The organism is Actinophytocola sp., assembly GCF_036002505.1.
GTDB lineage: Bacteria > Actinomycetota > Actinomycetes > Mycobacteriales > Pseudonocardiaceae > DASYTH01.
Window position 1 is genome coordinate 19,456 of record NZ_DASYTH010000223.1, and the last position, 22,960, is coordinate 42,415.

Consider the following 22,960-nt stretch of genomic DNA (forward strand, 5'->3'; position numbering starts at 1 on the left):
CGGACGACTGCGTGAAGCCGGGTCCTCCTGCCAGTACTCTATGCAACAACGACATAACTGACCGGCTATCGTCACGTGACCCGAGGACAGCGATGTGAGCCGAACGGGCCCAAGCTTGGCCGCGGTCCTCGCCGTACCCGAGTTCCGCGCGCTGTGGTTCGCCGAGGCCCAGTCCGTCGCCGGCGACCAGCTCGCCAAGGTCGCGCTCGCCATCCTGGTCTATGACCGGACGAACTCCGCGCTGTGGGCCGCCGGGGTCTACGCGCTCACCTTTCTTCCCGCTCTGGCCGGCGGCGTCGGGCTGTCCCAGCTGGCCGACCGCCTGCCGCGCCGGCTGCTGATCGTGGCCTGCACCGCGGTGCAGGCGGTGCTCGTGGGCCTGATGGCGATCCCCGGCACCCCGCTGCTGGTGCTCTGCGTGCTGGTGGTGGCCCTCAACCTGGTCCAGGCACCCGCGCTGGCGGCGCAGAACGCGCTCACCCGGGAGCTGTTCGACAACAACGACCTGTACCTGCGCAGCCAGGACCTGCGCGGGATGACCACCAACACGGTGATGCTGGCCGGCCTCGGCGGCGGCGGACTGCTGGTCATGGCGATCGGCACGTCCTGGGCGCTCGCCCTGGACGCGGTGACGTTCGCGATCAGCTCGCTGGTGGTGTTCGCGGGTGTCCGGGAGCGGCCGGTGGCCGGCAGCCCCCAGGACGGCTGGTTCGGGGCCGCCCGGCGGGTGTTCGGAGACCGCAAGTTGCGGCTGCTGCTCACGATGGCCTGGCTGGTCGGCCTGGTGGTGGTGCCCGAGGGGCTCGCGGCGCCGCTCGCCCGGGAGATCGGGGCGAGCTCCGAAGCCGTCGGCTGGTTACTCGCCGCGGACCCGTTCGGTTTCGTGATCGGCACCTTCGTGCTGTCCCACTTCGTGTCCGGCCAGGTGCGGGTGCGCCTGATCGGGGTGCTCGCGACCGGCTCGGTGGGGATGCTGATCGCGTTCCTGGTGCACCCGAACCTCGCGGTGGCCCTCGTCCTGCTGGCCCTGGCCGGCGCGCTGGGCGCCTACCAGATCGCGGTCAGCGCGACGTTCAACACCTTGGTGCCCAACGAGATCCGCGGCGGTGCCATCGGCCTGGCCCGGACCGGGCTGCGGGTCGCGCAGGGCGTCGGCGTCGCGCTCGGCGGGCTCGTCGCCGAGCTGATCGGCTCGGCGGTCACCACGGTCGCCCTGGCCGGAGCCGCCGGCGTGCTGATCGCCGTCCCGGCCGCGATCTCCTGGGCCCGGCTCAACTCCCGCCCCGAAGCCCCCGGCACGAACGGAAAGTCCGTGCCCCACCCGCACATCCCGACGGTTCGCGCGGAACCCGACCCGATCCGGAGACGGCCGCGGGTCAAGCAGAAGCCGGACTAGTCAGGAGCGCCCGGACGTCCTCGGCCTCCGGGGTGCCGATGCCGGTGAAGATCTCCAGCGCGGCCCGCCAGGAGGAGGCGGCGCCCTCGGGGTCCCGGCTGGCCTGCCGCACCAGGCCGAGCACGTGCAGGGCGCGGGCCTCGGCCAGCCGCTGCCGCCGGGTCCGCACCGCCCGCAACGCGCGCTGCGCGTGCATCGTGGCCTGCTCGAGGTTGCCCAGCGCGAGGTAGCCGTGCGCGAGCTCGGTCAGCGCCCGGCCCTCCAGCAGCCGCATGCCGGAGTCGTTGAGCACGGCCAGCGCGTCGTGACCGTAGGCCACCGCGTCGGCGAGCTGCCCGGTCTCCCGGAGGGCGGCGGACAGTCCGATGAGGACGGATGTCTCGCCGTAGCCGAACCCGATCTCGCGGGCGATCTGCAGCGCGTCGGCGTAGTAGCCGCGGGCGATCTCCGGCCTGTTCCGTCGCAAGTGGACGGTCGCGAGCACGTCCAGCCCGCCCACCTCGTGCCGGCGCTCGCCGAGCTGCCGCCCGTTGGTGATGCCGGTTTGGGCCTGGGCATAGGCTTCCTGGTACCGGCCGGCGTCGCAGTTGGTCTCCGCCAGGCACACCAACCCGTTCGTCTCGCCGAGCTTGTGCCCCAGCTGGCCGCACACCGCCAGGCAGTCCACATGGAACTTGACCGCCCGGTCCAGCTCCCCGAGCGCCCAGTGCGCGAGGCCCAAACCGTTGCACGCCACCATTTCCAGCGTCCGGCCACCGATCTCCCGGCTGATCGCCAGCGCCTGGGTCTGGTAGGCGATCGCCCGGTCCGGCCGCCCGCGGGACAGCCACGCCGCGCCGACGTAGTTGAGGTCGCTGGCCTCGCCGAACCGGTTGCCGAGCCGCCGGTTGATGGTCAGCGCCTGCTCGTGGTAGAGCGAGGCCTGGGTGGGCTTGCCCAGTTGTGAGTGGACCCGGCCGAGGTTGTGCAGCGACCCGGCCTCACCGAGCTCGTTGCCGGTTCGCCGGTGCAGCGCCAGCGCCCGGCTGTGGCAGCTGGTGGCCTTGGCGTAGTCGCTCACGTTGTAGTGGATCAGCCCGAGCACGTCGTTGACCGACGCCTCGGCGTGCGGGTCGCCGTCCTGCTGCGCCGCGGTGACCGCGATCCGGGTGATGGCCAACCCCTCGGCGCAGTGCCCCCGGGCCACGAAGTAGCCGCGCAGCGAGTCGACCAGCCGCCACGTGTAATGCATCAGGTCCGGCGGGCAGGCCCGGACCGCGGCCACCAGGTTCGGCAGCTCGGTGTCCAGCCAGTCGATCGCGGCCGCCTCGCCGGCCCGCGCCACGGCCGGTTCGGGCGACTGGTCGCGGACGGCCGGGATGCGCGGGGCGTGCGGGTAGAGCAGCCGGGTGGCCGCGTCGGTCGCCCGCAGGTAGCTCGCCAGCAGCCGATCCGTCGCCGCCTGCATCGCCTCGGCACCATCCTCGGTGCGCGCCCGGTCCGCCGCGTACTCGCGGAGCAGGTCGTGGAACTGGTAACGGCCGGCGGCGTGCTCACCGACCAGGTTGGCCACCGCGAGCTGCCCCATCCACCGGCGCGCCTCGGCCGGCTCCAGGTCCAGCAGCGCGCCGGCCACATCCGCGGTGAAGTCCACCCCGGGCACCAGGCCGAGCCGCCGGAACAACCGCCGCGCCTCGGGCTGCAGCGAGTCGTAGGACAGGTCGAACGCGGCACGCACCGCGCCCTCGTCGTCGCCCTCCACCACCAGCTCGGTCAGCCGGCCGCGCTTGCGCAGCTCGTCGGTGTAGTCGCCGATGCTGGTGTGCTGGAGCGACGCCAGGTTGGCGGCCACGATGCGCAGGGCCAGCGGCAGGTATGCGCACGCCTCGGCCAGGTCGGTCACCGCGTTCGGGTCCTCGTCCGCGCGCTCGTCCGGGATCATGCGCCGGAGCAGCGCGTTCGCCTCCTCCGGGTCGAGCACGTCGAGGGTGAGCCGGTGCGCGCCCTCGGTCGCGGTCAGCCCGGCGAGCCGGTCCCGGCTGGTCACCAGCACCAGGCAGCCGGGGCTGCCGGGGAGCAGCGGCCGCACCTGGTCGGCGCTCGCCGCGTTGTCCAGCAGCACCAGCGCTCTCCGGTCCGCGAGCACCGTCCGGTAGAGGCCGACCGCCTCCTCCTCGTCGGCCGGCACCCGCTCCGCCGGCAGGCCGAGCGCGTGCAGGAACCGGGTCAGCGCCTCCAGCGGCCGCACCGGCGAGTCCGACGCGTACCCGCGCAGGTTCACGTAGAGCTGGCCGTCCGGGAACTCCTCCCGCACCCGGTGCGCCCAGTGCAGCGCCAGCGCCGTCTTGCCCACGCCCGCGGTCCCGGTCAGCGCGGCGATCACCACCGCTGTGTTGCTCGCGCTGTTTCGCTTGCGCAGCACGGCATTCAACCGGCCCAGGTGGTACTCCCGGCCGGTGAACCCGCCGATGTCCGCGGGCAGCTGCGCCGGCACCGGGTGGCTCAGCGCCGCCGGCGCCGGCCCGCCCGCGGTGACCACCTCGTTGCGGATGATCCGCAGGTGCGCCGCGACCATCTCGCTGCCCGGCTCGATGCCCAGGTCCTCGGCCAGCCGCCCGCGGATGTCGGCGAACAGCCGCAGCGCCGCGGCCTGCTGCCCGGACCCGGCCAGGCCCAGCATCAGCCGGGCGTGCAGACCCTCGTGCAGCGGCTCCTCATGCACCAGCTCCCGCAGTTGCGCGGCGACGTCCTCGTGCCGGCCGAGCCCGAGCGCGGTGTCCGCGTGCGCGAGCGCCGCGGCGATCCGCCGGCCGCCGAGCGCGGTGGCCGCCGGATGGTGCCGGATCCGGTCCGGCAGGTCGACGAGCGCCGGGCCACGCCACAGCCGCAGCGCCTGCTCGTAGAGTGCGAGCGCCTGCTCCGGGTCCGCCTGCCGGGCCTCGCCGGCACGGGCGATGAGCTCGTCGAACCGCAGCAGGTCGAGCTGCTCCGGCCCAAGGGTGAGCCGGTATCCCCCGCGCGCCGAGGAGATCGGCCCGGGCTGCCCGCCGGTCACCTTCCGCAGCCGCGAGACATAGGTGTGCACGAGGTTCTGCACGCTGTCCGGCGGCCGCGCGCCCCACAGCATGTCCACGATCTCGTCGTGCTGCACCACCCGGTTCGGCTGCAGCGCGAGCAGGGCGAGGAGGCTGCGCTGCTTGAGCGGACCCGTCTCCACCGGCTGCGCCCCCCGGTGCAGCTCCAGCCGCCCGAGCACGCCCAGCCGGAGCAGGTCGGCGCCCCGGTCCCCCGCCGTCCACGGCCCGTCCACGTCCAGCCCGACCACCTCGGCCAGCCGCTTGACCGATTCCCGCCGCGGCCGCGCGATCCGCCCCTGCTCGATATAGCGGACCGCGCGCACGCTCACCCCGGCCCGGGCCGCAAGCTCCGCCTGGGTCAGCCCGGCCCGCACCCGGCGAGCACGCAACTCCTCGCCGAATGTTGCCGATCCCCATTCCATGGCGTGCCCTCCCGTGCCACTTGCCGCTCATACTGGCCACGAAATTGCCGCTACGTCACCACCAGTCACTCGAATGGCCCAATACTCCCAGGTCAAACCCCTGTTCGCATCACGTTCCGTACCCAACCACATTCCAGATCCGTTCCAGCCCGACCACCAGCCCCGACAACTACCGTTGGTCCCGGTGAGTGGTGCGCCGCGACACCCTGGGGGTGCGCCGCGAGCATCACCCTGCCTGGGGGCAGACTTCGCCGCCCACACCACCGGGCCGGTGGGCCAGGGGGCCACCGGCCCGGCATCCGGGCCACCGGCATGTTGGCGTCTCACGTCGCCATATTGGCTCGCCACGTTGGTGTGTTGGCAGATCACGTCGGTGCGTTGGCTGGGCCACGCCGCCAGCGGCCAACACAGCGACGCCAGCGGCCAACACGCCCGGTCGAGATCGGTAGCCTCTGGTCATGGGGCTGCGTCGGGTGATCGCGAAGCTCCCTCGGCTGGGTTGGTTGACCGTGGTCGTGTTGCTGGCGGCGGGGTTCGCGGTGGTGGCGTCGCGGGCACGGGCGCCGCAGGTCCGGGAGCCGACGGGGGACGCGGCGAAGGCGGAGCGGGCGATCGAGGACCTGCTCGCGCCGCGGTCCGGGCGTGACCCGATCGCGGACCTGCCGGCCGACTTCACCGCGGTCACCGGGCACACCCCCGTGCACCTGCCGGCCCCGGACGGGACCACCCGGGTCGTGCACCCCGGCGGCGGCTGCTCCTCGCCGTGGGGGGACGACAACACCCGCTGGGACTACAGCGTCGGCTGCAAGGCCCACGATCTCGGCTACGACCTGCTGCGCTACGCCGACGCGAAGGGCCAGCCGCTCGGCCCGGACCTGCGCGAGCGGCTCGACGACCGGCTTTCGGCGGACATGCACGGCATGTGCGTGCTCAACCCGCGGGGCTCGGCGGGCCTGTGCCAGGTCGTCGCCTCGCTGTACTCGGTCGGCCTGGTGGTGAACTCCTGGCACCAGCGCTGGGGGCCGCCGCGCGCCGAGCCGATCGGCCCGTGGACGATCGGGCTGATCGTGATCGCCCTGCTCATCGCCGCCCGGGTGCCGGCCCGCTCCGGCCGGAACCGGCGCCACCGCCGCGAACCCGAGCCGACGCTCAGCGACACCGAGCGGGCCCAGGCCGGCTACCTCGGCGTCCTGCGCATCGTCAGCCTGACCGGCATCGTGCTGGCCGAGTCGATCCTGGCGCTCGCCTCCTGGGGCTCGAACCACGCCGGTTGGGTCTGGCCGCTGACCTGGCTGCTCCAACTCGTGCCGCTGTTCTTCCTGGCCGGCGGGCACGCCAACCTGATCGCCTGGCGCGCCGCCCACGACTATGGCGACTACCTGGCCGCCCGGATCGGCTGGCTGCTGCGCCCGGTGCTGGCGTTCGTCACGGCCTGGCTGGTCGTGCCGCTGTCCCTGGAACTGCTCGGCGCGCCGGAGGACGCGATCGCCGCGTTCGGCCGGATCGTGCTGCAACCGCTGTGGCTGCTCGGCCTGTACCTGCTGGTCGTCGCCGCCACCCCGGTCATGCACCGGCTGCACCGGTTGCTCCCGCTGGCCACCCCGGTCGCGCTGCTGGCCGCGGTCACCACGATCGGCGTGGCCGGGCACGGCTCGGTCGCCGCGCACGCCGGCGGGATCCTGGTGGCGCTGCTGTTCCAGCAGGTCGCCTTCCACTACGCGGACGGCCGGCTCTGGCGGGTGCCGCGCCCGGCCCTGGTGGCCACCGCGATCGCCGCGTTCCTCGGCCTGGTCGCGCTCACCACGGCCGGCGGACACCCGAAGCTCCTCATCGCCGAGCCGACCGAGTACGCCTCGTTCGCCCCGTCCCTGCTCGGCGTGCTGCTCATCGGTTGCGTCCAGGTGTGCCTGGTCGCGCTCCCCCGGCAGGCCGGCGCGTCGAAGCTCGCGGCCAGCCCGCCGGCCCGCATGGTCACCGTGCTGCGGGACGCGCCGATGACCGCCTACCTGCTCTACCTGTGCACGATGCTGCTGATCGCCGGCGTGGTGGTCGCCGCGCGCACCGCGGGCCTGCCGGCGACCGGCGTGGACTGGCTCACCCAGCCGCGCCGGATGCTCGCGCTGGCCCTGATCGGGGTGCCGACCATGCTCGCGTTCGTGCTGTTCGAACGCCGGGTGACGGCGCCGGACGGGGAGCCGGACGAGCTCGACCCCGACGAGCCACCGGACCGCGCCGCGGCCCCGCTCGACGCGGTCGCGGCCGCCCTCGGTGTGGCCTACGGGGCGCTCGGCCTGCTCGGGTTCGCGGCCACCGGGATCACCGGGCAGAGCGAGCCGCCGGCGCTCTTCGGCCTCCCGCTCGACCCGATGGCCAACCTGATCCACCTGCTGCTCGGCTGGTACCTGCTGCACTGCGTGCGGCTCCGGACCACGACCGAACCCTGGCCGTGGCTGCTCACCGCGGTCGCCTGCGTCGGTCCGATGATCACGACGATGAGCGGGCCGGGGCTCGCGGTGCACGGCATCACGATGGCGCTCGCCCTGGTCATCGCGGCCTGGCGGCTCCAGCCGGCGCTGGCCCGGTCACGGGCGGTGGCCGAAAGTACCCAATAGACCGTTTCGGGTGGTTGTCCGCGTGCCGGCGAAGCGGGCCGGGAGAGGTGTGTCACGCTGGGGACAACCCAAACGAGGTATGACACGTCATCACTGCCGTCCGGGGATCCGTGTTGCGTTGAGGAGGAGTCAGGGGTGAGTTACCGGCCGCCGCCGAGGTCTCCCGGCCCGACGACCGGTCAGTACGCCGGACTCCTCGAGCCGGAACGCCGCCCAGCGCCACGCCGCCGCCCGGCCCCGCCGCCCCGCCGTCCCCCGCGCCGGCTCACCGGGCCGAAGACCGTCCTGGCCATCGTCTCGGCGCTGATCCTCGTGGTCACCGGCTACTACTCCGGCAAGATCAACTCTCTGAACGAGGGGCTGACCAGGCAGGACGTGATCAGCGGCCCGCAGTTGGAGAAACCGCCGGACGGCGCGACAGACATCCTGCTGGTCGGCATGGACAGCCGCACCGACGCGCAGGGCAAGCCGCTGTCCAAGGAGATCCTCCGCCAGCTCACCGCCGGCAAGGCGGACGGCACGCTGAACACCGACACGCTGATCCTGATCCGCATCCCCAACGACGGCGGCAAGGCCATCGGCATCTCGCTGCCGCGCGACTCGTACGTGGACATCCCCGGCGGCTACGGCAAGCACAAGATCAACTCGGCGTACGCGCGAGCGAAGAACGACGCGATGGACAAGCTGCGCCGCCAGGGCATCAAGGACCAGGCCCAGCTCGAGCTGAAGTCCAACCTGGAGGGCGCGAAGAACCTCATCGGCACGATCGAGAAGCTCACCGGCGCCACGATCGACCACTACGCCGAGGTCAACCTGCTCGGCTTCTACGACATCACCAATGCCATCGGCGGCATCGAGGTCTGCCTCAACAAGGCGGTCAACGACGCCGACTCCGGCGCGCACCTGCCGGCCGGCAAGCAGAACCTCAAGGGCGCCCCGGCACTGGCGTTCGTGCGCCAGCGGCACGGCCTGACCAACGGCGACCTGGACCGGATCGTGCGCCAGCAGGTGTTCATGGCCGGCATGGCGAAGAAGGTGCTGTCCGGGGACATGCTCACCCCCGGCTCGGACACGCTGAACCAGCTCACCGCCGCGATCCAGAAGTCGGTGGTGCTCGACCAGAACTGGAACGTGATCCAGTTCGCCCAGCAGATGATGACGTTCACCGGCGGCAACCTGGAGTTCAAGACCATTCCGGTGGGCAACATCGCGCTGAAGACCGACGACGGGGATGCCGTCGAGGTGAACCCGCGGGACGTCAAGGCGTTCGTGCAGGGGCTGCTGCACGGCGGCGGGTCGCAGCCGTCCAGCGGCAGCCAGCCGCCGTCCTCCGGCAACGGCAGCGGCGGCGCGATCACCGTGGACGTGCGCAACGCCTCCGGCCGCACCGGCCTCGCCAACCAGGTCTCCCAGTCGCTGACCGCACAGGGGTTCAAGGCCGGGCAGACCGGCAACGCCGGCACCCGGACGAAGTCCGTGGTCCGGTTCGCCAGCGGAGAGCAGGACAACGGGCAGCGGGTGGCGTCCGCGCTCGGCGGCATCCCGGCCGAGGTGGACGGCAACGTCCCCAAGGGCCACGTGACAGTGCTGCTCGGCAAGGACTTCGACGCCAGCAACGGCAACCAGCTAACGGGCAGCGGACCGCTGGCGATGCAACCGGTGACACGGCAGCAACCCCCGGCCGGCCCCGGTGCCGATGGTTGCGTGAACTAGGCGCCCCTTGGTGCATGCGTCGTATGCACGTGCACCCATTCGGGCGAACCTTTGTGGTGACTTCTGTTAACCCGCGTAATCGCGCGCCCTCTCGTTGCTTCCACAGGTGTTGGCGGTTGGTCAATCGACCGCCCACCTTCGGGAAGGGGCGCGACGGTGGAGCTCGATGTGGCGACCTACCAGCGGGTTCTCGGTGACGAGATCCGCCGGCTGCGCAAGCAGCGGGGGTGGACGCGCAAGGACCTCAACGAGCGCCTGCAGAGCGACATCTCGCTGCAGACGCTGGCCACCTACGAGTTGGGCACCCGCCAGGTCTCCGTGGTGCGCTTCGTCGAGATCTGCCTCGCCCTCGACGCACTCCCCCACGACCTCCTGGCCCGAGTCCACGAACGAGTGTTCACCCACGCACCGGTCGGCCGCATCCGCATCGACCTCCGCAAGGTCGTCCGCGACCGCGCCCCCGAGCTCCTCCCCCTCCGCCGCTGGGCCGCCGGCAAACTGGCCGGCGAGCAGGCACCCCAGGGCGGCGAGGTCCACCTCGACATCTCCGCCCTCGAGCGCATGGCCGAGCTCTGCGGCATGGAAACCCTCGACCTGATCGCCCGCCTCCGCCGCATCGGCGGCGCCCCGGTCAACACCGCCTAGCCGAGATAGCTCGCCTGCCCCGGCGGTTTGCGTTGGCAGGCGGCGGTTTTCGGGGTGGCTAGATTTAAGGAAGGCTTAGGACGAGGGTGGGAGCTCGAGTTGATCTCATAGGCGCACCATGGCAGGTGGGACGGGGCGGGACTTCGGCGATTTGATCTTCTGGGTAGCCTGCCAAGCCGCACGAGCCGCGCGCTCCCAGACCACCCCCGCCAACCGCCGCGTTCCGTGCCCAGTCGGCACTACGCGGCCGGAATCAGCTCGTAGTCGGCGGGGTCGATCCTGTGGGTGCGCAGCCAGTAGCGCCAGGTGAAGCCGGGCCAGATGGTGCGGTTGACGCCCTTCGCGTCCAGGTACCAGCTCGTGCAGCCGCCGGTGGTCCAGATCCCGTTCGCCAGGCGGTGCTGGATGTCGGCCTGGAACCGGTCCTGGACGCCCTGGCGCACCTCGATCGCGCCGGACCGGTTCCGCTCGGTGAGCTTGATCGCGCCGGAGACGTAGCGGATCTGTGATTCGATCATGAACACCACGGAGTTGTGGCCGAGGCCGGTGTTCGGGCCGAGCAGGAAGAACAGGTTCGGGAAGCCCGCCACGCTCATGCCGAGGTGGGTCTGGATGCCCGCGGTGCGCCACTCCTTGGCCAGGTCCCGGCCGTCCCGCCCGGTGATGTTCAGATAGTCGTAGCCGTCGGTGACCTGGAACCCGGTACCGAAGATGATCACGTCGGCGTCCCGCTCGACGCCGGCGGTGTCCACGACGCTCGCCGAACGCACCTCGGCCACGCCGCCGGTGACCAGGTGCACGTTGTCCCGGTTCAGCGCGGGGTAGAAGTCGTTGGCGACCAGCACCCGCTTGCAGCCCATGGCGTAGTCCGGGGTGAGCTGGGCACGCAGCGAAGGGTCGGAGATGGACCGCTCCAGGTTCCACCGGGCGAACTTCTCGGCGAACTTGAGCATCCGCGGGTGCCCGTTGAACCCCAGCGCCCGCGCCTCGAGCAGCCAGTAGAGCAGGTTCCGGTACGCCCGCTGCGCCCCGGGTACGCGGTGGAACAGCGCCTTCGCCCAGTCCGGGATCGGGTGGTCGGGCTTGGGCAGGATCCACGGCGGGGTGCGCTGGTAGAGGTCCAACCGCCCGGCCAGCGGCGCGATCCGCGGCACGAACTGGATGGCGCTGGCCCCGGTGCCGATCACGGCCACCCGCTTGCCGCGCAGGTCGACGTCGTGGTTCCACAGCGCGGAGTGGAACGCCGGACCAGGGAAGCCGTCCAGCCCGGGCAGCGCCGGGATGTTCGGGATGTGCAGCGCGCCGATGCCGGCCACCAGGAACCGGGCGACGTACTCGGCACCGGTGGCGGTGGCGACGTGCCAGCGCAGCTCGTCGGCGTCCCACCGGGCCCCGGCCACCTCGACCCCGAAGTGGATGTTGCGGCGCAGGCCGTACCTGTCGGTGACCCGCCGCAGGTAGTCCCAGATCTCCTGCTGCGACGAGAACGACCGGGTCCAGTCGGGGTTCTGCTCGAAGGAGAACGAGTACAGGTGCGACTGGATGTCGCAGGCACAGCCCGGGTAGGTGTTGTCCCGCCAGGTGCCGCCCACGTCGTCGGCCTTCTCCAGCACGACGAAGTCCTCGCGGCCGTCCCGGCGGAGCTGGATGGCCATGCCGAGCCCGGAGAACCCGGTGCCCACCACGATCACGCCGGTCTCCACCCGCTCGGCCATGTGGCACCTCCTTGTCCAGAATCGCACCTTACTTCAAGTAGGTTACTTCCGGTAGAGTCCCTGCATGGCCCCCGAGCGGCGACGGCGGATGCCGCGTGCCGAGCGTGAACGGCAGATGGTCTCGGTCGCCGAGCGGATGTTCGCCGAGCGTGGCTACCAGGCGGCCTCGATGGACGAGATCGCCGAGCGGGTGGGCGTCTCGAAACCCATGCTGTACGAGTACTTCGGGTCCAAGGAGGGCCTGTTCGTAGCGTGCATCCGGCAGGCAAGGGCCGAGCTGCTGGCCGTCTCCACCGAGTCCATCGCCGGCCGCACCTCCGCCGAGGACGCCCTGCGCACCGGCCTGATCGCGTTCTTCGAGTTCACCGAATCACACCGGCGGTCCTGGGAGCTGATCCGGCGCGAGGCGATCGTGGCCGGACCGGCGGCGGTCGACGAGATCGAGGCCATCCGCCGGCAGCAGACCGCCCTGGACACGGCGCTGTTCGCCACCTTCCTGCCGGACGTCCCCGGGCAGGAGCTGGCGGCCATGGCGGAGATCGTGGTGGGCGCCTGCGAGCGGCTCTCGGTCTGGTACGTACAGCAGGAGGGGGTCAGCGCCAAACAGGCCGCGGAGTACGTCATGCAGCTGGTCTGGTACGGCCTGCGGGACCGGCTCGAGCGCCGGCCCGGGTCCCCTACTTGATCGATCATTCGGTCTTTTGTGCGGCTACGACCTGCGAAACCGCCGCCGATTGGGTTAAGTGCGTCATGCAGGGAATGGGATGGGGTCCAACGTAGGTACGGCGTGGGAGCAGAGAAGGTGGGGCGCGAACATGGCGGAGCCGATCGAAGCCAACTACACCCCCGACGGCGATGACTGGACCATCACGATCAAGGGTCGGGGCAGGACGCTGAAAGCCACGGCACCGGGCATCATCGCCGCTCGGGACCGCACCGACCAGCTCGTCGAGGAACTGGCCCCGGACGACGAGTACCGCACCGTGGTGCACCTGCTCAACGGCGACGCGGTCGAGTTCACCACGGCCTACCTGACCGCCCGGATGACCACCAAGTCCGAGCCGCCGCCCTCGGCCGAGCCGGAGGAGCCGCCGCAGCCGGAGCCCGCCGCCGAGGCCGCGCCGGCCAGGAAGGCTCCGAGCCCCCGGCCCCGCGAGCCGGAGGAGGCCTCGGCGGCCGACGAGGTGGCCTCGCCGTCGGCTAGCTGAAGATCTTCCGCAGCAGGAACAGGAAGATCAGCGCGCCGAGGCCGATCAGCGGGTACTTGACCTTCGGCTGGTTGAGCTTGCTGACCGCGCTCGCCCGGGCGTTGTCGACCAGCCGCTTGGGATTGGCCTGGGTGCCGAGCCGGTCCAGGGTCGAGGCCAGCGCGTCCCGCGCCTCCTCGATCTCCCGCTGAATGGTGTCTGGGTCCCTGGCCACGATTCCTCCTCGCCCGCATGCCTGGCGCCCCACCGTAGAGGAAACCGGCCCGGTCCGTGCGCCGACCCGCCGCCTCAGCCCGGAGCCACGCCCACCGCGGTGACGCGCCTCAGGAACCGGGGGTACCCGGGCCCGGCCGAGCCCCATGTGTGCTGGGCCATCACCCGAAGCCTCGGATACACCGCCGCCGCGATCTCCTCCTCGGTCCGGTCCGGATGGTCACACCACACGTGCAGCACCGCACCGAGGTTCCCGTCAGTCATCTACGGCCGCCAGCCGGCGTACATCACCGCGGGCGGCACGTTGAACGGCGCCGACACGCCGCCGGTCACGTAGTACGTGGGGGTGAACGCCGCGTTCTGCACCCGGTGTCCGGCGGCCACCAGGTCCGCCGGGCGGCACGCCGGCCCGCACCACGGCGTGCGGCCACCGGCCGACCAGTGCTCCACGACCACCTCCGGGCTGACCACGCCGGGCGCCCGGATGCCGTCGTTCCACATCCGCGCGGTCTTCCCGGCCGCGCGCACCACACCGCCTGCCCAGTCCACGAACCGGGCGAACGCGCGCGGCCCGGAAAGTCGCGGGTACGCGCGGAAGTCCCGGACGTACTCGTCGGCTCCGATGTGCCAGTACTCGCCGGGGAACAGCGGAAGAAACTCGCCGAGCAGGTCGCCCATCAGCGCGTAGGCCGCGGGATTCGACAGGTCGATGAGCCCGTCGCGTACCCGTCCGCGCCGGCTCACCAGCTTCAACTCCGGATGAGCGGCGAGGATCGCCCCCATGTGCGCGGGAAAGTCGATCTCCGGCAGCACCCGCACGTGGTAGCGGGCCGCGTACCCGACCAGTTCCTTGATCTCGGCCCTGGAGTAGTGCGCGGCGGACGTGATCTCCGGGTGCGTCCCGCTTTCCAGCCGGAACCCGAGGTCGTCGCTCAGATGCAGGTGCAGGTGGTTGAGCTTGAGATAGCCCAGCTCGCGGATCTGCCGCCGCAGGAACGCCATCGTGAGGTACTTCCGCCCGACGTCGAGCATCAGCCCGCGCTCGGGATAGGCCGGCCGGTCCTCCGCGCGGCCGGCCGGAATCACCCAGTCCTGGCGCAGGAGTTGGAGGAGCGTCCGGGTCCCGTGGAAGGCCCCGGCAGCGCCGGTCCCCCGGATCTCCGTGACCGGCCCGATGTCGAGCCGGTAACCCTCGCCGGACCCGCCGTCCATGCCGAGCACGACGTCACCCGGGCCCGCCCAGTGATCCCCGAGCCACGGAATGCTGACTCCGGTCACAGCTTGTAACTCACCGGCGAGCAGTTCGGCCGTGCCGGAGAGCCGGGGGTCCGAAGCCAGCACCCTGGTTCCCGGGCCGAACCGGTAGGCGCCCGTGCCGGGCATCCATGTCCGCAGAGCGGGAATCACCGCAGGTCCCCGGCCGCCCCCGACTGTCCACATGGGATCCGCCCTGCCGCCCGGAAACGGGATGTTCACCCCAGGTTTGACCCATCCATCGTGCCCACCGGCCGCGCGTCGACGCAAGAGGTTTCTTGCATCAGTAGCATTGCGTGTATGGGCTCTCACACTCGCGAACGGATCATGGATGTCGCCCTGCATCTGTTCGCCGAGAAGGGGGTCGCCGCCACCCCGATCACCGCGATCGAGAAGGCGGCCGGCCTGTCTCCGGGGAGCGGCAGTTTCTACCGCCACTTCAAGGATAAGACGGAGCTCCTGTCCGCCGTCGTCGACCGCGAGATGGTCCGGGTCAAGAAGGATCCGGACGCCCAGGTGTCGCACGCACCGGCGGACCTGCCGCCCGCCGAGGCCCTGGCCATCCAACTCCGCGCCGACCTCGACTTCCTGCGGGAACTGCTGCCGATGATGGCGATCCTGATGTGGGAACGTGGCCGGGCCCCGAACCTCGCCCAGCGGGTGCAGGAGACGATGGTCGAGCGCGGCGTCGACCTCGGCATCGCCGACCTGCTGTTCAAGGCCCCGATCGCGGTCGTCAAGGACGACCCCGCCGGGGCCGCCACCGTGATGATGTCCGCGGTCGTCGGCTACTTCCTGACGGTCGAGTACTTCGGCAGACCGCCAGCCGACGTCACCCCGGAACAGTTCACCCGGACGCTGGCCCGGTTACTCATCGACACCGGCGAGGAATCCCAGTAAACTAATTGGCTCCTCGCCAACAGACCGGAGACCCGGATGCCCTCCGCCCTGATCATCGGCACCGGCTTCGCCGGCATCGGCATGGCCATCGAGCTGCAGCGCGCCGGGCTCGGCGACGTGACGCTCCTGGAAAAGGCAGCGGACCTGGGCGGCGTATGGCGGGAGAACACCTACCCCGGCGCGGGCTGCGACATCCCGTCGCCCTACTACTCGTTCTCCTTCGCGCCCAACCCGTTGTGGCCCATGCGGTTCTCGCTGCGCGAGGACATTCACGCCTACCTCGGCGCGGTCACCGACCGGTACCGGCTGCGGGAGAAGATCCACTTCAACACCGAGGTCACCGGCGCCGCGTGGGACGAGGGACGCGGCGTGTGGCGGGTGGAGACGGCCACCGGCCGGACCTACGAGGCGAACGTCCTCATTCCCGCCGTCGGCCAGCTCTCCCGGCCGGCCTGGCCCGCCATCCCGGGCCGGGAGACGTTCACCGGGCACGCCTTCCACTCGGCGGAGTGGGACCACTCCGGTGATCTGACCGGCAGACGCGTCGCGGTGATCGGCACCGGAGCGAGCGCCATCCAGTTCGTGCCGCGGATCCAGCCGGAGGTCGGGCAGCTGACGCTGTTCCAGCGTTCCGCGCCGTACGTCGTGCCCAAGGCCGACACCGCCTACCGGCCGTGGCAGCACACCCTGTACCGCCGCATCCCGCAGACCCAACTACTGGAACGCGCTTTCTTCTGGGCGCTCTGCGAGTTCGCCACGGTCGGGTTGAAGAGCGACAACGCCATCACCAGGTCCGTCGACCTGCTCGCCCGGGCCATGCGCCGGCGGCAGATCAAGGACCCGGTGCTGCGTGCCAAGCTCACCCCGGACTACCCGGCCGGCTGCAAGCGGGTGCTGTTCGCCAGCAACTACTACCCCGCGCTCACCCAGCCGAACGTGTCCGTGGAAACCAACCCCGTCAAGGAGATCACCCCGACCGGCGTGCGCACCGCGGGCGGCGCGCACCATGCGGCCGACGTGATCATCTACGCCACCGGCTTCCGCACCACCGAGTTCCTCGGCCCGATGAAGGTGCTCGGGCTCGCCGGCCGCGATCTGCGCGACATCTGGAGCGGCGGCGCCCGCGCGTACTACGGCATCGCGGTTCCCGGTTTCCCCAACATGTTCCTGATGTACGGCCCGAACACCAACCTGGGCTGTGGTTCGATCATCTACATGCTGGAGCGGCAGGCCCGCTACATCCGCCAGGCCGTGCAGCACCTCGCCGCCACCGGATCGTCCTCTGTGGACGTTCGGTCGGAGGTCGCGGACCGCTTCGACGAGGAGGTGCAGCGCCGGCTGGGCCACAGCGTCTGGTCGCTGTGCCGCAGCTGGTACCGGGAGCCCACCGGCCGGATCTCCACCAACTGGCCGGGCCTGGTGTCCGAATACCACCGCAGAACCAGGACCCTCGACCCGTCCGACTACCGGGTGACGCCATGACCACAGCGACGCCGCGCTGGCGCAGACTGGAACCCGACCAGCGCCGCGAGCAGATCCTCGTCTGCGCCATCAAACTGTTCGGTGAGCGCCCGTACTCCGCGGTGTCCACCACCGAGCTCGCCCGCGAGGCCGGCGTGGCCCGCGGGTTGATCAACCACTACTTCGGCACCAAGCGCGATCTCTACCTGGAGGTCGTGCGACGGATGGTGACCCTGCCGGAGAGCGCCGTACGCCGGCTGCCCAAAGGCTCGCTGGACGAACGCGTCGACAGCGCCGTCGCCTGGTTCCTGGACGCGGTGTCGCGCAACCCCAAGACCTGGCTCGCCGCCATCGGCGCCGAGGGCGTCGGCGACGACCCGGAAGTCGATCGGATCCTCGCCGAGGCCGACGACATCGCCGCCGAGCGGGTGCTCGAGGCCGCCGACCTCGCGCACGTGGTGGCGCACCGCGAGGAGCTGCGCGCGATGATCCGCAGCTACAACGCGCTGGTGCGGGCCGCCGCCCGGGAATGGCTGGTCCGCGCCACCCTGCCGCGCGAGCACGTCCAGCTCCTGCTCACCAACACCCTGCTCTCCATCCTCCGCGACACGTTCCCCACCGTCCGCAAGGACTAGAGCGCGTACTCCAGCGTGTAGGTGTGCGAGCCGTCCTCGTCCCGCTTGATCATGATCTGCCCGGTGATCCCGGCAAGCTCATCGCCGCCGGTGCCAGGAACGATCTTCACCGCGAACCCGTCCGGCCCCGCCGTGTGCATCAGCACGAAACTGCCCTTGCGCCCGTGCACGCTGCCCGTGACCCGCTCCACCGCCACGTACGCCACACCCTGGAACTCGCCACCGTCCCCGGGAACGCTCACCCCGAGCATGTTCACCACGCTCGTGCCCGCCAGGTCACCCTGGAACGTCTTGGTCAACCGGGTGCGGCCGAGCTTCGCCGCCTCGCCCTCGTCGAAGATGTCGTCGTCCCAGGAGTCGATCTCGAACGTCCCGGTCGCGCTCTGGCTGCTCATGCCGATCATTTTGACTGCGGCAACTTCACCGCGCGCCTCCGGGTGGCCGGCGCCGACGGCGGCGGCACCACCGGCCCGATGTCCCCGTCCGGCGCCTCATCCAGGTCGACGATCACCGGCGCATGATCGCTCGGCCCGGTCCCCTTCCGCGCATGCCGGTCCACCCACGCCGCCTTGACCCTGGTCGCGACCGGCCCGGTGGCCAGCACCAGGTCGATCCGCATCCCCAGGTCCTGGTGGAACATCCCCGCCCGGTAGTCCCAGTAAGTGAACACCCGCTTATCCGGCCACCGGTCCCGCACCACGTCGCTCAGCCCCACGCCCTGCAGCTCCGCCAACGCCTCCCGCTCCGGCGCCGTCACGTGCGTCTGCCCGACATACGCGGCAGGATCGAACACGTCCTCGTCGGCCGGCGCGATGTTCATGTCCCCACACACCACCGCGTCCGTCGGCCCCGCCGCGATCACCTCTCGCAACGCCGCCAGCCACGCCAGCTTGTAGTGATAGTGGTCGGAGTCCGGCACCCGCCCGTTCGGCACGTACACCGAGTGCACCCGCACCCCACCGCAGGTCGCCGCCACCGCCCGCGCCTCCTGGTGCGGAAACCCCGGCGCCCCCGCCACCCCGGTCACCACGTCGTCGAGCCCAACGCGCGACAGGATCGCCACCCCGTTCCACTGCACCTCGCCGTACACCGCGACCTCGTACCCCCGGTTCGCGAGCTCCTCGCCGAGCAACGCGGTGAAGGCGTCGTCGGCCAGCTTCGTCTCCTGCAGGCACACCACATCCGGCCGCCGCTGATCCAGCCACGGCAACAACCGCGGCATCCGCTGCTTGACCGAGTTCACATTCCACGTCGCGATCCGCACCACGCCAACGTTAGCCGTGCGCACCGACGCTCAGCAGGCGGAGGGTGCGGTCTACCAGCCCGGCACGGAACTCGTCGGTGATCGGCTCGTGGCTGACCAGGAGGCGGAAGTAGACGGGGCCGAGCAGCGACTCGGTGGCCGCGACGGCGTCCACGTCCGGGGTTGCGTCGCCGCGCCGCTGCGCTCGCCGGATGATCTCCGCCGTGCGGTCGAGGATGCCGGCCCAGTAGCCCCGCGCGGCCTCGGCGAGGTCGCCGTCCGCACTGCCGGCGACCAGCCGCAGCATCACCGCGGCGGCCGGCGTTCCCACCGTGCCCGCCACCCGCGCGAGCACGTCCTCGAGATCCTCGCGCAGCGTGCCGGTGTCGGGCAGCGGGGTGTCCAGCGGGGTCAGCTCGACGAGCAGGTCCGCCATCAGCCGCTCGGTCGACAACCACCGGCGGTAGATGGTGGCCCGGTGCACGCCCGCCTGCTCGGCCAGCCGGTCGACGGCCAGGTTCTCCGGATCCCCACTCTCCAACGCCCGGCGCACGGCCTCGAACACCCGCGCCCGAACCTGCGCGTTCCGCCCCCCGGGCCGAGCCTTCACCTGATCAACCGACGCCACCCGCGCATCCTATCGCGACATCCGTCGCAACAGTGTTAACCTCACTACCACGACAACCGTCGCATTAATGAGGAGTGCCCGTGACCGACCTGTGGCACCAGCTGGTGCTCATCTGGATTCACCACCCGGCCCGGTTCCAGGAATACCTGGCGGAGATGGCGCCCATCGTCACCCGGTACGGCGGCGCCGCCGACCAGATCTTCACCCCCACCGCCATCCAGGCCGACGGCCTCACCACCCCAGACGCCGCCAACCTCGTCCACTACGACAGCCGCACCGCCTTCGACGCGTTCTCCGCCGACCCGGCGTTCCTGAAGATCAAGCACCTTCGCGACACGTCCGTCGACCTCCGCACCTTCGACGGCCGCCTCACCCAGGCCAACCCGACCCGACCCGGCGCGGACCGGGTCTATCTGATCGAGATCGGCCACGCCCCCGAGCTCGTGGAACCGGCCCTGACCAGCGATGACCGCCGGACCGAGTACACCCTCGACGTCGAGCCCACATGCGCCGCCGACCGTCCGCTCAACCGGGTCCGGATCTCCTCGTTCCCCTCACCCGCACAACGCGCCGCGTTCGACTGTGCCCACGACCCGACGGGCATCATCCGAATCGACACGGTGCTCAGCCCGGCCCCAAATCTCCCATCGTCGCCGAGCTGATGGTCCCGTCGGCGACGCTGTGCGCGACGATGCTGTGCGCCGTTCGAAAGAGCCGCCGAGCCTGCAAAAACAGGTACACATCGAGCACGACGACGGCCAGGAACACCACGACCTTGACCGAGGTCGGAACGTGAAGATTTAACAATATAGCTGTCCCCAGAATGGGCAACGGCACAAGAATCGCGTCTCGAAACTCGCTCTCCGACCTGATCCGGTCGTATTCCGCATAAAGTTCCGGTTTGGCCATGATGAGCCGTGGACCCATGGTGAGAACCTCGTTGAGGACACGAATCGCCATCCGCTCGCTCTCCTCGGAACCCGGCACCTCCGCCCCGCCGCCCGGCGGCCGGACAGCCTCATAGGCATGGATCATGTTGGTATACAACCGGTTGATGGCACGCCGGCTGATCGGCCGGAACAGCCCGCGCCACCCACCGGGCAGCCCGGCAAGGTTCTCGGGAGTTATCCTCGCCATGTACCGCCAACTTCGCCGGTACAGCATTGACTGCGCCGTCACGCTGGTAACCTCACCGACCAGCAGGCACACAACGCTGATGGCGACCAACCGGCCGCTCACCCCAAAAAGGTTCAGCAACTGCTCAGCCGGCGCACTGAGAATGGACCGCCCACCCGCTCGGTCCCGCCACACACCGGCACCCAGCAACCACACCGCCGCAAACCACATATACCCCGCGACCAACGCACTACGAACGTGCCGAAGGCCGGGCATGATCGACGCAAGCATGCGGCATGTTCGCACGACCAGGTCCCCTGAGGTGAGGACGCTGGTCGGCGGCCACGCGCCCAGCGCCGGGTCAGCAGGAGCTGGCACCGTGGGGGTCTGGGGGCTCGGCCCCAGACCCCCACGCGACCCGGTTTCCGCGCTCTCCGCGGACACACGTCCGCTGAGCGTGGGCCTAACGTGGCACAACCCGAACTCTTCGGTGCTCGTCGAGCACCCCGAGATCGCGATCCGTCCGATGCACACCCGACGCCTCACCTCCCAGATTTGCGCAGGTCAACGGCGCTGAGGGTGATTGATGGGACCGCGGGGCGGGCAGAATGGCGTCCGGTCAGCCAATGCCGGTTCGCTCGTCGACGCGCCGCAACGTGTAGCTCACAACGACCGTCCTGGCACTAATGAATTGGGTGTGGCTCCTTTGGAGGGAGTTGTCCATCGTGATCGGGGTGATCGGGTCTGGTGTGGCTGGTGGGACCGGTGGGGCGTTGACCAATGCTCTGAAGGCGGCCTTCGGGACGCTGGACGTCCTGAAGGCCGCCTTCAGGGCAGGTGTCGACCGCCCAATAGTCACATCGATCCCACCTGCCTCACCAGCCACGGCCCCGGCCAAACTCACATCCCTGGCAACGACGCCCGACGACACGAGGGGCAACGACGAGCAACTCCCTCCAACGGAGCCACGCCCTAATGAATTCCCGGAGGAGCGGGGTTCACAGCTCATCGTAATCCAGGAGACCGTTCTCCAATACGTGTTGACGGAAACCGCCGGGACCGAAAGGCAGGAAGTAGTCACTTTGCAAGAGGGTGTCGGCCAACTCCTCAACCATCACTGTCGTGAGTTTCTTCTCGCGAATCGCCTCACACAGCAGCGGAACGGTCGATAAGACCCGAATCCCCTTCTCCTGTGCGATCTGGCGTGGCGTCGTCTATCACCACTTCGCATTTGTAGACTTGCCCCATAGCCAGAACCCCGCATTCGCCCAAGTTCTTGCCGTTCGCAACCAGTCGGTCGCGGTAGTGCGCGAACGCTGCGACATAGTCAGGGTTGCACGATCGGTAGACACGGATCCAATCAGCTTCGAGCACCCCGCGAACGGCCGACGCGTGCTCGGCGGCGTTATTGAGTTCACGCTCGACGCTGTCAGGAATGTAGATGGGTCGCTCTCCTGCGAGAAACCCCAAAACTCCCAACCACCCCTGCGCCGCGAAGTGTCGCAATGGCCCGGTGTCGAACACCCAGGCGTTGTTGCCTGGAACCGTCACGAGACAAAATCCCAGATCTCATCGGGCCGCCGCTCGCGAATGCTCGGCAGATCCGCCTCGTCAAAAGTACCTTGAAGCAAGTCCAGAGCCCGCTCCCGGCTGATCCGCTCGTCGCGCACGAGTCGCAGTACTGCGAGCGAAAAAGGCCGGGGAACCGTCGTCCCCTCCAACTCTTCGAGGGGGACGTACAAGTTCATTTCAACCATGTCCGTCTTGGTGGTGCGGCACCTACGTACCGAAGCGATTGTCTCGCTGTCAGCCAACCCCATATCATTCAACCGCGTGGCCAGGGTGGCCATGTCAACTCGAAACTCACTTGCCAGCAGAATCGCCGCGCCGCGCTCTCCGGAGCCGTCAACCGTCTCAGGCCATTTTCGCGTGAGCGCAGCTCCAGGTAGAAGAAGTGCACGCGCGAAACGATCAATGCGCGACTCCATCGGCAAGGTGTGGTCAGAGTAGTCAGCTACTCGCCAGTCGACGGTGTAGTCATCTGCAATCAGATAGTGACCAAGCTCGTGCGCCAGCGCAAGCCGCCTGCGACCGACCTTCATGTGACTGTTGACAAGGGTGACACCACCGCGAGGCAGCAAGATCGTCCCGGCGTCAGCGGTGTCCTTGCCGATATCACGAGAGAACGCCAAGAGTCCGACGCTGGCAACACTGTCGGAGAGTTGACGGATTGGGTCCTCTGCTTCAAGGCCCATCAGAGTGCGTGCTTGCACAGCAAGTGCCTCGGCCTCGGCGTTGGTCGAAGGTGGCGCGATGCCAGCCTGATCGACCGCGCCAGCAGCATCCAACCCCAGTTGGTCGACTCCTAGCGAGGCAATGAACTCGACCTCATCGGCGAACTTCGCGAGTAGCGCGTCGATCTGCGAGTCCGTGGTGTCCAGCCCCTGGCTGGACCGGTGCGAGACAAGCGCCGGGGTGGGCTCCTCGAAGAAGGTAGACATGCGCACACCGATCGCAGCGGCGATGTCGGACAGTTCGAGCGCCGTGACCTTGCGAACGCCCCCCTCGATCTTGTTCACCGCCGTGCGCTCAAGACCGATAGCTTGCCCGAGTTCCTCTTGACTCACGCCTGCGCGCTTGCGTGCATCTCGGATGCGCTCACCTAGTGTCCGCGCGTCAACGTTGCCCATACGTGCGATTATCGCACAATCCAGCCGCTACGCGGAGGGTAACACGAGCGAGC

22 protein-coding genes are annotated in these 22,960 nt (G+C 70.0%); 11 read left to right on the plus strand and 11 right to left on the minus strand.

Features of this window, described 5'->3' with window-relative positions:
• Positions 1-94: 94 nt before the first annotated feature.
• The gene (locus VGR06_RS19600; RefSeq protein ID WP_327560548.1) at positions 95-1,396 is read left to right on the plus strand and encodes an MFS transporter; all 1,302 of its coding nucleotides are present in this window, start codon (positions 95-97) and stop codon (positions 1,394-1,396) included.
• Here the strand turns inward: VGR06_RS19600 and VGR06_RS19605 are convergent.
• Positions 1,377-4,874, minus strand: coding sequence for a BTAD domain-containing putative transcriptional regulator (locus tag VGR06_RS19605; RefSeq protein WP_327560549.1), 3,498 nt, complete (start codon positions 4,872-4,874; stop codon positions 1,377-1,379). The two genes, VGR06_RS19600 and VGR06_RS19605, sit on opposite strands and share 20 nt — an antisense overlap.
• Before the next feature lie 458 nt (positions 4,875-5,332).
• Here VGR06_RS19605 and VGR06_RS19610 point away from each other — a divergent pair, with 458 nt between their 5' ends.
• From VGR06_RS19610 to VGR06_RS19620, 3 genes are all read left to right on the plus strand, one after another.
• The gene (locus VGR06_RS19610; RefSeq protein WP_327560550.1) at positions 5,333-7,486 is read left to right on the plus strand and encodes a phospholipase; all 2,154 of its coding nucleotides are present in this window, start codon (positions 5,333-5,335) and stop codon (positions 7,484-7,486) included.
• A gap of 135 nt (positions 7,487-7,621) precedes the next feature.
• Positions 7,622-9,199, plus strand: a complete 1,578-nt coding sequence (locus VGR06_RS19615) for an LCP family protein (RefSeq protein WP_327560551.1) — start codon at positions 7,622-7,624, stop codon at positions 9,197-9,199.
• Positions 9,200-9,355: 156 nt separating this feature from the next.
• On the plus strand, positions 9,356-9,844 hold the full coding sequence (locus VGR06_RS19620; protein WP_327560552.1) for a helix-turn-helix transcriptional regulator: 489 nt from the start codon (positions 9,356-9,358) through the stop codon (positions 9,842-9,844).
• Positions 9,845-10,083: 239 nt separating this feature from the next.
• On the opposite strand, the gene VGR06_RS19625 is transcribed toward VGR06_RS19620, so the two are convergent.
• The gene (locus VGR06_RS19625; protein WP_327560553.1) at positions 10,084-11,559 is read right to left on the minus strand and encodes an NAD(P)/FAD-dependent oxidoreductase; all 1,476 of its coding nucleotides are present in this window, start codon (positions 11,557-11,559) and stop codon (positions 10,084-10,086) included.
• 64 nt (positions 11,560-11,623) lie between these two features.
• On the opposite strand from VGR06_RS19625, the gene VGR06_RS19630 reads away from it, so the two are divergent.
• Together VGR06_RS19630 and VGR06_RS19635 are read left to right on the plus strand one after the other, a co-directional pair.
• Positions 11,624-12,244, plus strand: coding sequence for a helix-turn-helix domain-containing protein (locus VGR06_RS19630; RefSeq protein ID WP_327560554.1), 621 nt, complete (start codon positions 11,624-11,626; stop codon positions 12,242-12,244).
• Between the two features lie 130 nt (positions 12,245-12,374).
• Positions 12,375-12,767 (plus strand): hypothetical protein, encoded by a 393-nt coding sequence (locus VGR06_RS19635; RefSeq protein ID WP_327560555.1) that lies wholly within the window; start codon positions 12,375-12,377, stop codon positions 12,765-12,767.
• On the opposite strand, the gene VGR06_RS19640 is transcribed toward VGR06_RS19635, so the two are convergent.
• The 3 genes from VGR06_RS19640 to VGR06_RS19650 form a co-directional block, all read right to left on the minus strand.
• The gene (locus VGR06_RS19640; protein ID WP_327560556.1) at positions 12,760-12,981 is read right to left on the minus strand and encodes a DUF3618 domain-containing protein; all 222 of its coding nucleotides are present in this window, start codon (positions 12,979-12,981) and stop codon (positions 12,760-12,762) included. The genes VGR06_RS19635 and VGR06_RS19640 overlap by 8 nt on opposite strands.
• 74 nt (positions 12,982-13,055) lie before the next feature.
• Complete coding sequence (locus VGR06_RS19645) at positions 13,056-13,244, minus strand: hypothetical protein (RefSeq protein WP_327560557.1); 189 nt, start codon at positions 13,242-13,244, stop codon at positions 13,056-13,058.
• A complete protein-coding gene (locus VGR06_RS19650) occupies positions 13,245-14,579 on the minus strand; it encodes a beta-N-acetylhexosaminidase (RefSeq protein ID WP_327560558.1) in 1,335 nt (444 codons plus the stop codon).
• Between VGR06_RS19650 and VGR06_RS19655 the strand changes: the two genes are divergently transcribed.
• From VGR06_RS19655 to VGR06_RS19665, 3 genes are read left to right on the plus strand one after another with little or no spacing between them, the layout of a single operon-like run.
• Positions 14,535-15,134, plus strand: coding sequence for a TetR/AcrR family transcriptional regulator (locus VGR06_RS19655; RefSeq protein ID WP_327560559.1), 600 nt, complete (start codon positions 14,535-14,537; stop codon positions 15,132-15,134). The two genes, VGR06_RS19650 and VGR06_RS19655, sit on opposite strands and share 45 nt — an antisense overlap.
• Before the next feature lie 36 nt (positions 15,135-15,170).
• A complete protein-coding gene (locus tag VGR06_RS19660) occupies positions 15,171-16,616 on the plus strand; it encodes an NAD(P)/FAD-dependent oxidoreductase (RefSeq protein ID WP_327560560.1) in 1,446 nt (481 codons plus the stop codon).
• Positions 16,613-17,230 (plus strand): TetR/AcrR family transcriptional regulator, encoded by a 618-nt coding sequence (locus VGR06_RS19665; RefSeq protein WP_327560561.1) that lies wholly within the window; start codon positions 16,613-16,615, stop codon positions 17,228-17,230. Before VGR06_RS19660 ends, VGR06_RS19665 begins: the two co-directional genes overlap by 4 nt.
• Here the strand turns inward: VGR06_RS19665 and VGR06_RS19670 are convergent.
• Genes VGR06_RS19670 through VGR06_RS19680 form a run of 3 tightly spaced genes read right to left on the minus strand, consistent with a single transcriptional unit; the run spans position 17,227 to position 19,101 of the window.
• Positions 17,227-17,625: a DUF3224 domain-containing protein gene (locus VGR06_RS19670; RefSeq protein ID WP_327560562.1), complete on the minus strand. Its 399-nt coding sequence runs from the start codon at positions 17,623-17,625 to the stop codon at positions 17,227-17,229. The genes VGR06_RS19665 and VGR06_RS19670 overlap by 4 nt on opposite strands.
• 5 nt (positions 17,626-17,630) lie before the next feature.
• The gene (locus VGR06_RS19675; RefSeq protein WP_327560563.1) at positions 17,631-18,494 is read right to left on the minus strand and encodes an exodeoxyribonuclease III; all 864 of its coding nucleotides are present in this window, start codon (positions 18,492-18,494) and stop codon (positions 17,631-17,633) included.
• Between the two features lie 10 nt (positions 18,495-18,504).
• A complete protein-coding gene (locus VGR06_RS19680; RefSeq protein WP_327560564.1) occupies positions 18,505-19,101 on the minus strand; it encodes a TetR-like C-terminal domain-containing protein in 597 nt (198 codons plus the stop codon).
• Positions 19,102-19,181: 80 nt separating this feature from the next.
• On the opposite strand from VGR06_RS19680, the gene VGR06_RS19685 reads away from it, so the two are divergent.
• Positions 19,182-19,763: a DUF1330 domain-containing protein gene (locus VGR06_RS19685; RefSeq protein WP_327560565.1), complete on the plus strand. Its 582-nt coding sequence runs from the start codon at positions 19,182-19,184 to the stop codon at positions 19,761-19,763.
• Here VGR06_RS19685 and VGR06_RS19690 read toward each other — a convergent pair.
• The gene (locus tag VGR06_RS19690) at positions 19,726-20,508 is read right to left on the minus strand and encodes a hypothetical protein (protein WP_327560566.1); all 783 of its coding nucleotides are present in this window, start codon (positions 20,506-20,508) and stop codon (positions 19,726-19,728) included. The genes VGR06_RS19685 and VGR06_RS19690 overlap by 38 nt on opposite strands.
• A gap of 434 nt (positions 20,509-20,942) precedes the next feature.
• Between VGR06_RS19690 and VGR06_RS19695 the strand changes: the two genes are divergently transcribed.
• Positions 20,943-21,389, plus strand: a complete 447-nt coding sequence (locus VGR06_RS19695; RefSeq protein ID WP_327560567.1) for a hypothetical protein — start codon at positions 20,943-20,945, stop codon at positions 21,387-21,389.
• On the opposite strand, the gene VGR06_RS19700 is transcribed toward VGR06_RS19695, so the two are convergent.
• Positions 21,364-21,768, minus strand: a complete 405-nt coding sequence (locus VGR06_RS19700) for a hypothetical protein (protein WP_327560568.1) — start codon at positions 21,766-21,768, stop codon at positions 21,364-21,366. The two genes, VGR06_RS19695 and VGR06_RS19700, sit on opposite strands and share 26 nt — an antisense overlap.
• Positions 21,765-22,907, minus strand: a complete 1,143-nt coding sequence (locus tag VGR06_RS19705; protein ID WP_327560569.1) for an XRE family transcriptional regulator — start codon at positions 22,905-22,907, stop codon at positions 21,765-21,767. The genes VGR06_RS19700 and VGR06_RS19705 overlap by 4 nt, the downstream gene beginning before the upstream one ends.
• Positions 22,908-22,960: the final 53 nt, after the last annotated feature.

What these genes read in the sequence shown, in the direction of transcription:
- VGR06_RS19605 (WP_327560549.1), bottom strand. Translation starts at nt 4,874, where the DNA reads ATGGAATGGGGATCGGCAACATTCGGCGAGGAGTTGCGTGCTCGCCGG.
- VGR06_RS19610 (WP_327560550.1), top strand. Translation starts at nt 5,333, where the DNA reads ATGGGGCTGCGTCGGGTGATCGCGAAGCTCCCTCGGCTGGGTTGGTTG.
- VGR06_RS19625 (WP_327560553.1), bottom strand. Translation starts at nt 11,559, where the DNA reads ATGGCCGAGCGGGTGGAGACCGGCGTGATCGTGGTGGGCACCGGGTTC.
- VGR06_RS19630 (WP_327560554.1), top strand. Translation starts at nt 11,624, where the DNA reads ATGGCCCCCGAGCGGCGACGGCGGATGCCGCGTGCCGAGCGTGAACGG.
- VGR06_RS19635 (WP_327560555.1), top strand. Translation starts at nt 12,375, where the DNA reads ATGGCGGAGCCGATCGAAGCCAACTACACCCCCGACGGCGATGACTGG.
- VGR06_RS19645 (WP_327560557.1), bottom strand. Translation starts at nt 13,244, where the DNA reads ATGACTGACGGGAACCTCGGTGCGGTGCTGCACGTGTGGTGTGACCAT.
- VGR06_RS19655 (WP_327560559.1), top strand. Translation starts at nt 14,535, where the DNA reads ATGGGCTCTCACACTCGCGAACGGATCATGGATGTCGCCCTGCATCTG.
- VGR06_RS19650 (WP_327560558.1), bottom strand. Translation starts at nt 14,579, where the DNA reads ATGCAGGGCGACATCCATGATCCGTTCGCGAGTGTGAGAGCCCATACA.
- VGR06_RS19660 (WP_327560560.1), top strand. Translation starts at nt 15,171, where the DNA reads ATGCCCTCCGCCCTGATCATCGGCACCGGCTTCGCCGGCATCGGCATG.
- VGR06_RS19665 (WP_327560561.1), top strand. Translation starts at nt 16,613, where the DNA reads ATGACCACAGCGACGCCGCGCTGGCGCAGACTGGAACCCGACCAGCGC.
- VGR06_RS19670 (WP_327560562.1), bottom strand. Translation starts at nt 17,625, where the DNA reads ATGAGCAGCCAGAGCGCGACCGGGACGTTCGAGATCGACTCCTGGGAC.
- VGR06_RS19690 (WP_327560566.1), bottom strand. Translation starts at nt 20,508, where the DNA reads ATGCTTGCGTCGATCATGCCCGGCCTTCGGCACGTTCGTAGTGCGTTG.
- VGR06_RS19705 (WP_327560569.1), bottom strand. Translation starts at nt 22,907, where the DNA reads ATGGGCAACGTTGACGCGCGGACACTAGGTGAGCGCATCCGAGATGCA.